9 protein-coding genes and 1 pseudogene are annotated in these 12,717 nt (G+C 76.3%); 5 read left to right on the top strand and 5 right to left on the bottom strand.

Going from position 1 to position 12,717, the window contains the following annotated elements; all coding sequences use genetic code 11:
* Positions 1 to 88: 88 nt before the first annotated feature.
* A complete protein-coding gene (locus ACIPYS_RS09535; RefSeq protein WP_400745087.1) occupies positions 89 to 2,398 on the top strand; it encodes an ATP-binding protein in 2,310 nt (769 codons plus the stop codon).
* Between the two features lie 248 nt (positions 2,399 to 2,646).
* Here ACIPYS_RS09535 and ACIPYS_RS09530 read toward each other — a convergent pair whose 3' ends face one another.
* Together ACIPYS_RS09530 and ACIPYS_RS09525 are read right to left on the bottom strand one after the other, a co-directional pair.
* Positions 2,647 to 2,865 carry a DUF6480 family protein gene (locus ACIPYS_RS09530; RefSeq protein WP_400745086.1) on the bottom strand — a complete coding sequence of 73 codons (219 nt, stop codon included), beginning with the start codon at positions 2,863 to 2,865 and terminating at the stop codon, positions 2,647 to 2,649.
* 377 nt (positions 2,866 to 3,242) lie between these two features.
* Positions 3,243 to 5,348, bottom strand: a complete 2,106-nt coding sequence (locus ACIPYS_RS09525) for a glycosyltransferase (protein ID WP_400745085.1) — start codon at positions 5,346 to 5,348, stop codon at positions 3,243 to 3,245.
* Between the two features lie 184 nt (positions 5,349 to 5,532).
* On the opposite strand from ACIPYS_RS09525, the gene ACIPYS_RS09520 reads away from it, so the two are divergent.
* Together ACIPYS_RS09520 and ACIPYS_RS09515 are read left to right on the top strand one after the other, a co-directional pair.
* Positions 5,533 to 6,888, top strand: a complete 1,356-nt coding sequence (locus tag ACIPYS_RS09520) for a glycosyltransferase (protein WP_400745083.1) — start codon at positions 5,533 to 5,535, stop codon at positions 6,886 to 6,888.
* Between the two features lie 180 nt (positions 6,889 to 7,068).
* Positions 7,069 to 7,300: pseudogene (locus ACIPYS_RS09515) on the top strand (transposase); the annotation flags it as partial.
* Between the two features lie 156 nt (positions 7,301 to 7,456).
* On the opposite strand, the gene ACIPYS_RS09510 reads toward ACIPYS_RS09515, so the two are convergent.
* From ACIPYS_RS09510 to ACIPYS_RS09500, 3 genes are all read right to left on the bottom strand, one after another.
* A complete protein-coding gene (locus ACIPYS_RS09510; protein ID WP_400745081.1) occupies positions 7,457 to 8,026 on the bottom strand; it encodes a hypothetical protein in 570 nt (189 codons plus the stop codon).
* A gap of 119 nt (positions 8,027 to 8,145) precedes the next feature.
* Positions 8,146 to 8,802 (bottom strand): response regulator transcription factor, encoded by a 657-nt coding sequence (locus tag ACIPYS_RS09505; RefSeq protein ID WP_093858277.1) that lies wholly within the window; start codon positions 8,800 to 8,802, stop codon positions 8,146 to 8,148.
* Positions 8,799 to 10,001, bottom strand: coding sequence for a sensor histidine kinase (locus ACIPYS_RS09500; protein ID WP_093858278.1), 1,203 nt, complete (start codon positions 9,999 to 10,001; stop codon positions 8,799 to 8,801). The genes ACIPYS_RS09505 and ACIPYS_RS09500 overlap by 4 nt, the downstream gene beginning before the upstream one ends.
* A gap of 262 nt (positions 10,002 to 10,263) precedes the next feature.
* Between ACIPYS_RS09500 and ACIPYS_RS09495 the strand changes: the two genes are divergently transcribed.
* Positions 10,264 to 11,526, top strand: a complete 1,263-nt coding sequence (locus ACIPYS_RS09495; RefSeq protein ID WP_400745078.1) for an alpha/beta hydrolase family protein — start codon at positions 10,264 to 10,266, stop codon at positions 11,524 to 11,526.
* Positions 11,527 to 11,618: 92 nt separating this feature from the next.
* Entirely contained in the window at positions 11,619 to 12,641 is a 1,023-nt protein-coding gene (locus ACIPYS_RS09490; protein WP_400745077.1) for an ArsR/SmtB family transcription factor, read from the top strand.
* Positions 12,642 to 12,717: the final 76 nt, after the last annotated feature.

Raw genomic sequence — 12,717 nt, 5'->3', positions numbered from 1 at the left:
CGCATACGGGAACCGCACCCGGCCGGTGGGCGCGTAGGGTTGCCGTCCAGCCGCCTCGGCCCCCGGGGCACCGGAGAACGGACACCCCTTGGCCGACGACGACTGGCTGTCCCCCCGCGCCCGGGCGGCCGAGAGCGCGGCCGGAGGCGGCTTCGATCTCACCGAGTGCGTCCGCGAGCCGATCCACCTCCTGGGCAGAGTGCAGTCGTTCGGCGTCCTGCTGGCAGTTGGTCTGCACGACGGCATCGTCCGGGTCGCCTCCGACAACGTCCACGACCGGCTCGGCCTGACGGCCGGGCAACTCCTGGGACGCCCGGCGCACGACGTACTCGGCCACGACGTGCTCGGCCACGACGTGCTCGAAGCCGCCCTCCGGGAGACCGTCCGCTCCGGGGAGAACTCGGCCCTCCTCCCCGAGCCGTTGCGCACGGCGTCCGGCGCGCTCTTCGATGTCACCGCACACCGCCGCGACGCGCTGCTCGTCCTGGAGCTCGAACCCTGCCAGGACCTTTCCCGGGCGCGGCCCGGCCTGCACCGGAGGGTCCAACAGGCGCTCCTGCGGATCCAGCGCTGCACCACGGTGGCCGACTGCTGTGCGGCGGCCGTACGGGAAGTGCGGCTGCTGACCGGTTACCAGCGGGTGGTCGCCTACCGCTTCGAGGACGAGGACGGCCCCGGCGAGGTCGTCGCCGAGGACGCCGCGGCGCACCTCGAACCCTGGCTCGGCCTGTGGTTCCCGGCCAGTGACATCCCGCCGCAGGCCCGCCGGCTCTACCAGCGCAACTGGATCCGCGTCATCGGCGACGTCGACGACCCCGGCGCGGGCCTCGACCCGCCGCTGCGGCCGTCCACCGGCCGTCCGCTCGACCTCTCCTCCGCGGCGCTGCGGACCGTCTCCTCCTTCCACCTCGAGTACTTGCGCAACATCGGCGTCCGTTCCTCCATGTCGGTGTCCGTCCTGCGCGACGACACCCTGTGGGGCCTCATCGCCTGTCACGGTGAAGAACCGGTCTGGCTCTCCCCCGACGTCCGGTCGGCCTGCGAGCTGTTCGGAAGCGCCCTGTCCGTGCAGCTCGCCACCATCGACGACCGCGAACAGGCCACCGCACTCGAACATCGCCGGGCGGCCCTGGAGCGCCTACTGGCCGACCTGTCCGACTCTCCCGCGGCATCGCTGCACGACCACGCGGACGCGCTCGGGGCCCTGGTCGACGCCGACGGCACGATCGTGGTGCACGACGGAGCGACCACCGTTCGGGGTCCCGCCGTCGCCGGCTCCGTGGTGGAACGGCTCCGGTCCCTGGCCGCCGGCCTGCGGCCCGGCGAGGTCTGGGCCACCGACCGGCTCCCCGAGATCCTGGCACCGCACGCCGACGGCACGACCGACGGCACGACCGACGCCCCGGAGCCGGCGGGGGTTCTCCTGCTCCCCCTGGGTGACGGCCTCCTGGCCTGGTACCGCACCGAGCGGCCCACCGCCCGGTGCTGGGCCTCGGACCCCGCACTGCCCGTACGGCTCGGACCGCACGGCGAACGGCTGACGCCCCGCGGATCCTCGGCGGTCTTCCGTGCCACGGTCCGCGGCCGGAGCCTGCCGTGGACCGCGGCCGACCGGGCGGGCGCCGGGGAGGCCACCCGTGCGGTCGCCGACCTCCTCGCCCGCCACTCCGCCTGGACCGCCGACTTCAACCGGCGCCTGCAGCGCAGCAACGCCGACCTCGACGCGTTCGCCCATGCCGCCGCCCACGAACTCAAGGAACCGCTGCGAGGAATCTCCAACGCGGCGATCTTCATCGTCGAGGACGCCGCGGCATCACTGGACGAGGTCAGCCTGCGGCGACTGGACACCGTACGCCGCCTCGCCGCCCGCATGGACAGCCTCCTCGACTCGCTGCTGCGCTACTCGCAGGTCAGCGCGGTCGGCCTCGACCGGGTCCGGATCCCGCTCGCCACCGCCCTCGACGCGGCGCTCGACATCGCCGGCGAGCGGCTCGCCGAGCACGGGGTCAGCGTGATGCGCGGCGTCCTGCCGGTCGTGTCCGCCGACCCCGACCGGCTCCAGGACGTCCTCGTCAACCTGCTCGTCAACGCGGCCAAGTACGCACGCGAGGACGGACCACGATTCGTGTGCGTCGATGTCGAGCGCCGGGACGACGAGCACGGAACCGCCCAGGACGTCGTCGTGGTCCGCGACAACGGGATCGGCATCCCCCCGGAACACCAGGACGAGGTGTTCGGACTCTTCCGGCGCCTGCACCGTCCCACCGAGAAGGGCGGCGGCTCCGGCGCCGGACTGGCCATCGTCCGACGCATCGTCGAACGGCACGGTGGCAGCGTCTGGCTGCGGACCCCACCGGCCGGCGGCACCGAGGTCTGCTTCACCCTGCCCGACGACTGACCCGTCCCGGTCCGCGCCGTGGGCGGGTCCGCGCCGTGGGCGGGTCCGCGCCGTGGGCGGGTCCGCGCGGTCGCGTCGACGAGCGGGGCCGTACCCGGGAGCGGGACCGTGCCCGGGAGCGGGCCGCGGTGGGAGACACGGCGAGCCGCCGGGCCGTGCGCGGGGCGGCGGGCCCACCCCTCCGAGGGTCGGGAGCGCAGCGGCGGTGCGAGCCGCGTGCGGGCGTGGGTCATGGGCGGAGGGCGGTGTCACCATCCGGCGATCTTCCCCACGGCGAAGCCGACGCAGCACACCACCACGACGGCGATCACCACCAGTGGAATCCAGGAGGGCCAGGCGTCGTGCAGCTCGACCGGCTCCGGGGTCGAGATGCCCGAGCACGTGGAGGCCTCGCACTCAGGAGTCTCGGTGGGAGGGTTCGCGGGCACGGCGCGTTCGATGACCGGGCTCTGTCGCTCGGAGGTCATGACGTCCTCCTGCTGTCGGAATGCGGGCACTGCGGTGGCGGTCGTGTTTCGGTCCGCGCGGGTCGGTGGCCGACGGGCTGTGGTCGCGCCACCGGGGTCACGGGTCCATGGTCGTCCCGTCCGTGCGCGGCATCCAGTCGCAGCGTTTGCGCATCGTCGCGGGTGGCGGCAGGCGTCGCTGCCGGGGTGTTCACCGGCCGGACGGGTCCGGTGGTCCCTCGGCGGGCCGATCATCGCAACGGTGGTCGGCCGAGCGTGGTTCCGCCGTCGACCGTGCGCCGGTCCGCCCGGCCAGGGCGGAACGCCGGGTGCGCGGGGCGGACAGCCCGTGGGGCGCCGGTGGTCCCGCACCGGTTCGACGCCGCAGCCGACCGCGGTCATCGCGGACCGTCCAGGTCACCGTCTTCACCCTCCGAACGGCCCGGCCGGGGCGGTGGGTGCGTTCGGCCGCAGACGGCCCGGTAGGCCCGGGCCAGGGACTCGGCCATCGAGTCGATGCCGAACCGCTCGCGCACCGTCGCCGCGCCGGCGCGCGCCATGGCCAGTCGTCGCGGCACCGGCGTGCTCAGCACCGAGCACAGGCCCTCGGCCAGCCGGGCGACGGACGCGGTGTCGAGCAGTCGGCCGTTGACACCGTCGCGCAGGTAGTGGGAGGCACCGCCGCGCCGCGGCGCGGCCACCAGGAGGCCCGCCTCCATGGCCTCCAGCACCGCCAGGCCGAACTCCTCCTTGGCACTGGGGCACACATAGAGGACCGATCCCGGCCGGCCCTGTGCCAGGGCCCGCTCCAGCAGCCGCACCTGCCGGTTGGGCAGCGCGGGCCACACGACGGCGCGGCGCCCGGCGACCGGATCGGTGGCGAGGTGCCCGGCGAGCCGGGCACGCACCGCCGCTTCGACCGGGGTCGGGTGTGTGGGAGACCCTCCGACCAGCAGCAGGGTGGTGCGGTGGTGCAGGCCCGCGAGCATCCAGGCGCGCACCAGGTGCTCCTGCTGCTTGACGGGGTGGAGCCGGCCGACGCACAGCAGCAGCGGCAGTTCCCGGTCGGCGGGATCGAGGCCGCCCGCGCCGGTGCCGCCGTACAGACGGGCGAGCAGGCGGTCGCCCGCCGCACCGTCGCCCGCCTCGGGACGGAAGGGGGCGATGCCCTCGGGCTGGACGTGGACCGGGCGCTCCGCCAGTTGGGGGAAGTGCGCCACCAGCTCCTGCCCCGGTGTCGCGGGCATAACCACCAGCAGATCGGCACGGGCGACCAGGCGGTCGGCGACGAAGACGCGGTGCAGGTCCAGACGCAGCGCGAGCGCCGCGTCTCCGGTGTGCTCCGGCGGCAGGCGGCCGTGCCGTTCGTCGATCGTGCGGTGGGGGTCGGGAGTGACGGTGAACGCGAGCCGCGCGCCGTGGCGGCGGGTGGCGCGGGCGACCGCGAGCGAGGCGTCGTCGGCGAACCTGACATGGACGATGTCCGGCCGGGCGCCCGGGAGGGCGAGGATCCGGGCGGTCCACCAGGCCAGTGCGGCCTGGTGCTCGACAGCGGTGTGCGGCTCCAGTGGCTGCGGCGAGTCGAGGGGCAGCCGGACCAGCAGATGTGATCGGCCCGCCGGCCGGACCAGGTCGCCGCGGTCGGCTTCCGCGGGTCGGGCGGTGGTGAGGGTGAGGACCCGGGCGACGCCCGCCTCGGCGGTCAGGGCCCGGCCCAGCCCGGTCAGCAGGACGCTCATACCGCCGCTGAGCCCGGCGCCGGGCTCTTCCGGACGGCCCAGCAGCATCGACTGCGCGACCACGAAGGACCCGGGCGCGGGCTCGGCCAGGGCGGCGAACGCCGCCCTGAACAGGTGGCCCGACGGACCTGCGGGGCGTACGCGCTCGGCGCAGGCGGCCAGCAGCAGCTGCTCGTAGCCGTCCCGACCCTCGCCCGGGTGGGGCAGCACGAGGTGGCCGCCGGGCACGCCCGACAGGTAGCGCCACAGCGCGTGGGCCGCGTGCCGGCCGGCGGGCCGACGCCGGTGGGCTTCGGCCGCGGAGAGCGGTCGCAGACCGTTCGCGTCGGCCACGTCCAGCAGGAAGCCGGTTTCCGCGGAGCCGGGACCTGCGAGCAGCCGACGGCGGATCTCGACGGTGGCGGCGGCCCCCGCGTCGAGGCGCGCGGTGCGCTCCCAGGCTTCCGCGAGAGCGGTCCGATCGAAAGCCCGGAGATCGGGCGCCGCACCGACTGCCGCCAGGACCCGCGCCGGGAGGGCGCCGTCGCGCCGGGCGAGCCCGCGAAGGCGCGCCGTGCGCCGGTCGGCGACGGACAGCACCGCGTCCGCGCGGCCGCAGGACCCGCCGTACTCGGCCCGCGCCAGCCGGTCGAGCAGGCCCGCGACCGGTACCGCGCCGACATCCTGGCCCCAGTGGAACCGGCGCCACCCGGTGAGGACCCCGGCGTCGCCGGGGCCGCCACGCGGGGGTGCCGCCCCGGCGGTCGGTGTCAGGTGGTGGGTCATCGCGCGTCCTCCCGTGCCGCCGTCCAGTCGACGGCGTGTTCGGAGCCGGGTGGCGCGACGGTTTGGATTCGGAGCCGGGTGGCGCAACCGTTCGGAACCGGCCGCTGTCGGTTTCCCGGACGCGGCACCGCGCCTGGCATCATCGAAGGCCGCATGCGCAGCGTCACCCCCGACGGAGGACACCGTGGCCCGCGTCGTCGTGATCAGCCCGCCCTTCCACTCCCACGCCCGGCCGCTGGCCGCACTCGGCCGCGCGCTGAGCGGGCTCGGCGCCCGCGTCGACTTCGCCTGCACCCCGGCGTTCGCCGACCTCGCGGCCCGCAGCGGGCTCGGATTCACCGAGCTGGCCGTCACCCGCAACGCCAACACCGGCATCGCCGAGGCGACCCGGCAGGACCGGGCGGAGAGCCGGCGCCTGCGCGAGTTCCTCGACGCAACGCGCCAGGGCCCGACCGCGACCCTCCTCACCCAGGCCCGCCACCGGCGCGCCGACATGCTGCCCGACCCGGAGCACCTGCTCGGCGAACTCGCCGCCCTCGACGAGCGGCTGCGCCCCGACTGGTACCTCGTCGACCAGCTCTCCTACAGCGCGACCCTCGCCCTGCACTGCCTCGACCTGCCCTACGCCACCTTCTGCCCGGGCCACCCCAGCTACCTGCCGACCGGACCCGACGCCTACTTCGGCCTCCCCCTGGTCTGGCCGGACGCCCTGCGCCCCGCCGCCGCCGACCTCGACCGGCTGCGCGCCGCGGCGGCGGCGAACGACGCCGCGTTCACCGCGGCGTTCCGGGCGGTCGTCCGCCGCCACGCCCCGGGGCGGCCCGTTCCCGAGCGGGCCTTCGCCCTGTGCTCGCCGCACGCCGTCGTCTTCAACTACCCCCGCCTGCCGTGGCTCCCGACTCCCCCGGCCGGCCCCCGGGCCCTGTATGCCGGGCACCTGCTGCCCGAGACGGGCCCGGAGCCGCTGGACGAGCACTGGCGGGGCGCGCTCGCCCGGCTCACGACCGGCGGACGCCCGCTGGTGCTCCTGGCCCTCGGCACGTTCCTGTCCGCCCGCGACGACGTCCTGACCACGGCCGCGGCCGGGATCCTCCGGCACACCCCGGCCTCGGTGGTCATGGCGGCCGGCCGACGCACCGACGCCGTCGCGGCGCACCCCCTGCTGCGCGGCACCTCACCGGAACGACTGCACGTCGCCCCGGTGATCCCGCAGCAGGAACTGCTGCCGCACGCAGCCGCGATGGTCCACCACGGCGGAAACAACTCCTTCACCGAATGCCTGCATGCCGGTGTGCCCGCCCTGGTCCTGCCGTTCTCCAGCGACCAGTTCGCCATCGCCCACGACGCCGAACGCGCCGGGGCCGGCTGCTGCCTGGACCCCAACACCGTCACCCCCGACGCCGTCGGCCACGCGGTGGCGGCCCTCCTCGCCGGGCAGGGCCGCCGCACCACCGCGCTCGGCACCGGCCCGAGTCCGGTCCCGCACGGCCCGGCATGGGCCGCCGCCGCACTCCTGCGGTCCGTGCCGGCCCGCCCCTGACGCCTTCGGCACGAACCGCACACAGTGCCGCGCCGCCGGGCAGCGGGCGACTCCGCCGAGCAGATCCTCGTCCGCCGCAGCCAACCGGGCACCGCAGGGCGCCGGCACCCGCACGATCACCACGGCACCCGCGATCCGGGTCCGGCCCCGGAGGGCGAGGTCGGAGGACACCGCCCCCTGGTGAGGCCCGGTACGTCCGATCACCGACCGGTCACAGGGCCCCTCGAACCACGGAGCCCGGTGTCCGATGCCCGTTGGAGCCTGATCGAGCCGGTCTTCACAGCTTGGCGGGCTCGCCGCGCCGGCCCCGGCGCGGCGAGCCCGCGTCCATGACCTGCGGGAGATCGTGAACGCGGTCCTCTACGTCGACCGGACCGGTATCCCGTGGGGGTACCTGCCGCACGACTTCCCGCCCTGAACGGTCCACGCCGCGCAGGCGGGGGTCGACCGGGGGTCCTGGAGTACGTCGGTTTCTGGGATGTCCTCCCCGCACGGACGGGGTCTGTCGGTTCCGTGGGCGGGTCCCGGCCGTGAGTGCCGGCGGAAGTGGCAGTGGCCGGTGCCGGCCTCAGGTGTGAACCGTGCGGACGTGGTCGGCCGACAGGTGGAGCTCGTAGGGCAGGCAGCAGTCGGAGCACAGGGTGGCGACCAGGGTCCCGCAGACGCACTGCTGATTCATGCCGCCGTCCGGCGTGGCTCCGCAGCATGCGGCGGACGCGTGGCGGAGCTCCAGGCCATGGGCGTCGTGCGGGTTGATGACGATGTTGCCTCTCGGGCCCCGCGACACCAGCGGCTTGCCCTCCGCGTTGTACGTCGTGCCGTGACGGGGCATCACCGGACCCGGCACCTCGGCGACGACCAGGGGTGCACCGTACGGCTCCGGCTCGATCGCGAAGTGGCCCGACGGTACGGTCGGCGGCGACGGGCCGGGTTCGTCGGCGTCCCACCACTCGTAGTACGGCGCCTCGGGAACCGCCGGCAGCCGTGTGAGCGGTCCCGTCAGCGGGACGTCGCACGTTGCGCAGACGAACATCACCGTTTCGGCCTCCGTGCCTGGGTCGGTGACATCGGCGGGTGAAGCGGACCGCCCGAGTTCCGACGCGCCGTCGCCCTGCCCCCGGTCATGCGGTTCGTACATGTGGCGAGCGTACGCGGCACGCCCCCGCACGCGGCCTCCGCCCCCGAAGGGGCGGCCCGCCGCTGCGCGTCGCTTCCGGCCCGCTGAGCCGCCGGCCTTTGCCCGGCGGCCGTCCGCGCCTACCCAGGCCCGACCAGCCCGCACTCGTACGCGAGGATCACCGCCTGCACCCGGTCGCGCAGGCCCAGCTTGGCCATGACCCGGCCGAGGTGCTTCTTCACCGTGGGCTCCGCGAGACCGAGGGCGGCGGCGAGTTCCGTGTTGGTCAGGCCGCGGGCCGCCCCCAGCAGGACCTCGCGCTCGCGCGCGGTCAGCACGCGCAGCCGCTCCGCGTCGCCCCCGGCGGCGGGGAGCCGGTGCGCGAAGCGGTCCAGCAGCCGCCGGGTCACCCGGGGGGAGACCACGGCGTCCCCCCGGGCCACGTCGCGGATCGCCCCGAGCAGTTCCTCCGGCCGGCTGTTCTTCAGCAGGAAGCCGGAGGCCCCGGCACCCAGCGCCTCGAAGGCGTAGGCGTCCAGGTCGAAGGTCGTGAGCACCAGTACCCGCGTCCCGGGCGCCTCCCGCAGCAGCAGCCGGGTCGCCTCGATGCCGTCGGTTCCCGGCATCCGCACGTCCATCAGCACCACGTCCGGCCGCAGCCGCCGTGCCAGCTCCACCGCCGCCGCCCCGTCGGCCGCCTCCCCGACCGGCTCCATGTCCGGCTCGGCGCGCAGGATCATGCCGAACGCCAGCCGCAGCAGTTCCTCGTCGTCCACCAGCAGCACCCGGACGCTCACGGCGTGCCCCCGGGATCCAGCCGTACGAAGACCCGCCAGCCGTCGCCCGGCCGCGGGCCCGCCTCCAGCACTCCGCCGAAGGCAGCGGCGCGTTCGCGCATCCCCGTGAGGCCCAGCCCGGACCCGGCGGATCCCGTCCGCCCGGTCCCTGCGGCCCGCCCGTCGTCGGTCACCTCGACCGTGACCGCCCCCGGCGCGCAGGACACCCGCACCTCGGCGCGCGCCCCCTGCGACGCGTGGCGCAGCACGTTGGTCAGCGACTCCTGGACGAGCCGGTGCACGGTCAGCTGCGCCGCGGCCGGCACCCCGGCGGCCTCGCCGTCCACCTGCAGCCGGGTCACCAGGCCCGCCGCCTCCATCCGCTCGCACAGCGCCCCGAGCTGCCCGATCCCCGGCGGCGACCGCCGGTCGTCCCTCGGCCCGGCCTCGGGACCGGCGTCGCTCCCGGCGTCCGGAGCGGCGGACTGGAGCAGGCCCAGCGCCCGCCGCATGTCGGTCAGCGCCTGCCGCCCGGTCTCCGCGATCCGGGCCGTCACGGCGGAGGCGTCGGCCGGCCGCGCGTGCCCGAGCGCGTCCGCCAGCGCCACCACCACCGACAAGCCGTGCGTCACGCTGTCGTGCAACTCCCTCGCGATCCGGGCGCGTTCCTCCTCCACCGCCCGACGCTCCCGCTCGTCGCGGTCCCGTTCCAGCCGCGCCAGCCGCTCCGCCCGCGCGGCCCGCCGGATCCTGGCGTTCGCCCCGAGCAGCGCGCTCGCGGCGACCGCCGCCGTCATCGCGGCGGCCGAGGCGAGGAACCGTCCCTCGGGCGCCCAGCGCGCCGCCGCCAGCACCGCCCCGGCCACCGCCACCAGACCCGCCGCCCACGCCGACCGGGACGGCGCCCGCGCGGTCACCGTCCCGAGGGCGACCAGCAACGCCGCGTCCGCCGGCAGCTGAACACCCAGCAGCCAGTGCGCGAACGCCGCGGCGGCGATCACGCCGAACACGGACCGGGGCGCCCGCCGCCGCCACACCAACGGGAGGACCAGAGCGGTCTGCAGGGCGAAACCCGTACCGTCCGCCACCCGCCCCGGCCCGAGCGTCAGCAGGAACAGGGCCGCCGCGAGCGCGGCGTCCGCCACCAGGGGCGGCACCCGCCCCGGCAGCCGGGCGACGGCGCCCGGCGGGGCCGTCCGTACCGCGCCGCTCTCGGTCATCGTGTCCGTCCTCGCGTCCGCGTCGTCCGGCGTCCTCGCCGGAGCCCAACGGTAGGGCCTGCGCACGCGCGAAGGCGTCCGCCCACCGGCGGAGACCGGGGAGACCCCGGGACACCGGGGCCTCCTCCGAGCGAAGGAGCCGACGCACCCCGGGGCGACCCGCGACCACCGGTGGGATCGTCCCCCGGCAGGGCGCCCCGCGCCCCCGGTGGCGAAACCCTGGTGGTGACCCCGCAGCCCTACCCGCCGAAGGAGCCCGCCCATGCCCCCGACCCGCCGCGCCCTGCTCGGCACGCTCGGCGCCGCCGTGCTCGCCACCGCCGCCGCCCCGGCCCCCGGGAACCGCCCGGCCGCGCCCGCTCCGGACGGGCGTGCCGACCCCGTGCCAACCCCCGGCACCCCCGTCCCGCTGCAGTTGCCCGCCCCCACCGGGCCCTGGCCCGTCGGCACCGTCGCGCTGCACCTGGTCGACGACAGCCGCCCCGACCCCATTCTCCCCGCCAGGCCCTACCGGGAGCTCATGGCCGGCCTCTGGTACCCGGCGGAACCCGGCGCCGGCCACCCGGCGGCCCCCTGGCTGCCCCCGGCCGCGGCGGCCGACTGGGACACGCACTCCGCACCGGCCCTCGGTGTCCCCGCCGGCGCCGCCGACTGGCAGGGGATCAGGACCCACGCCCGCACCGGCGCGCCCGTCGCCCGCCGTGCCGGCCGGCTGCCCGTGGTGCTGTTCTCCTCCGGCGACGGCGGCTCGCGCGCCCTGGGCACCACCCTGGTCGAGGAGCTGGCGAGCCGCGGCCACCTCGTCGTCGCCCTCGACTCCACGTACGAGGCCGAACAGGTCGAGTTCCCCGGCGGCCGGGTCGAACGAGCCCTCCCGCTCCCCGACGACCTCACCCCGGAGGTCGTCGCCGCCCTCCTCGCCGGGCACTCCCGGGCCCGCCTCGCCGACGCCCGCTTCGTCCTCGGCGCACTCGACCGGCTCGCCCGCGGGGAGCGCCCCGACACCGGCACCGACCCGCTCCCGGACGGGCTCGCCGAAGCCGCCGACCCGGCCAGGACCGGCGTGCTCGGGCAGTCCCTCGGCGGCTCCGTCGCCGCCCAGCTCGCCCACGACGAGCCCCGCGTCCGCGCGGCGGCCGACCTCGACGGCGCCCTCCTCGGACCCGTCGCCGACAGCGGCCTCGCCAAGCCCTTCCTGCTGATGGCCTCCGGTACGAAGACCCTGCGCACCGAACCGAGCTGGGCCTCCTGCTGGGCGGCGTCCACCGGCCCCCGGCACGCGCTGCGGCTGCGGAACGCCGCCCACGGCTCGTACACCGACCTCCAGGTCCTCCTGCCCCAGCTCGTCCGCCGCCTCCCGGTCCCCGACCCGGCCGGACTCATCGGCACCGTCGACCCCCGGCGCTCCCTGGCCGCCCAGCGCACCGTCGTCGCCGCCTTCTTCGCGCGGTACCTCACAGGGCGGCCCACCGACCTCCTGGACCGGCCCGGCGACCACTGGCCGGAGCTGGAGGTGCTGCGCTGAACCGGCCCGCCCGGCACCCCCCGTCGCGCCGGGCGGCCCGGCGGGAGCGGCGCGGCCGGAACGCGGCAGACGTCCTGGGGAAGGGGGAGGACTTGTTGCGCATCCACTTCACCCACGACGACCTGACGAGGGTCCGGATCGCGCGGGCACCCGATCCGCTCGCGGAGTCGATGCTGAGTCTGTCGCTGGTGCAGACCCGCGACACGGGCGGAGTGCTGCTGGAGGGGTGGCGCAGCAGGACCCGTGGCAGTATGCGGCCGGAACACCGGGTGCTGTTCGACCTGGCCACGCCGCTCGGGGTGGCCGAGGCCGCGGAGGCTCTCCTGCACGCCCGCAGCCGCACCCTGTCCGAGAGCCTGGAGCAGATCTGGTCGCTGCCCGGCCGGCGGTGGAGCGCCGACCTGCGCGTCCTCAGCGGAACACGCCCCCGCGCACCCCGCTGGGTCCACGAACTGCGCAGCGGCGAAAGCGAAATGCGCGCGACGGTCGACCGCCGGCTGCGCGAGTACCACGCCTTCGCCGTCGCGCCGTACTGGTCGCAGCTGCTGGCCGCCGCACACACCGAACGCGCCCGCAGGGCCGCCCTCGCCGTCGACCGCGGTCTGGACGCACTGCTGGGCAGCCTCCACCCCGACATCGGCTGGCAGTCACCGGTGCTGACGCTGCCCTCTCCCGTCGACGCCGACCTGCGGCTGCGCGGCGCCGGCGTCGTGCTCGTCCCCACCTTCTTCTGGCCCGAACCGCTCGCGCTCACCGACAACCGCGGCCTCGACCACCCGCTCGTCCTGCACTACCCCCTCGCCCCGGACCTCCCCGCCTGCCGCGCGATCCGCTCCTCCGCCGCCGAGGACGGGCCGCCCGGCACGCTCGACGCCCTGCTCGGAACGACCCGCGCCCGTGTGCTGGGCGCGGCAGCGGACCCGGCGGGCACCGCCGAACTCGCCCGCCGCAGCGGCTGTTCACCCGCCACCGCGAGCCACCACCTCAGCGTCCTGCGTACCGCCCGCCTCCTCACCACCAAGCGCACCGGGCCGGGCGTCCGGCACACCCTCACCCCTCTCGGCCGGGCCCTCCTCGACGACCGCGCGCTCGACCGCCCGGAACCACGACCGTGACCCCCCGCACCCCCGCCCGGGACTCCTACCGCCCGGGACCGTGGCCGCCCCACGTGCGAACGCGGGGGTGGCGGGG

Origin of the sequence: Kitasatospora sp. NPDC089913 (assembly GCF_044748625.1) — a bacterium.
GTDB lineage: Bacteria > Actinomycetota > Actinomycetes > Streptomycetales > Streptomycetaceae > Kitasatospora.
The sequence above is the reverse complement of the archived record's forward strand: the minus strand, read 5'-3'. Positions and strand labels throughout refer to the sequence as shown.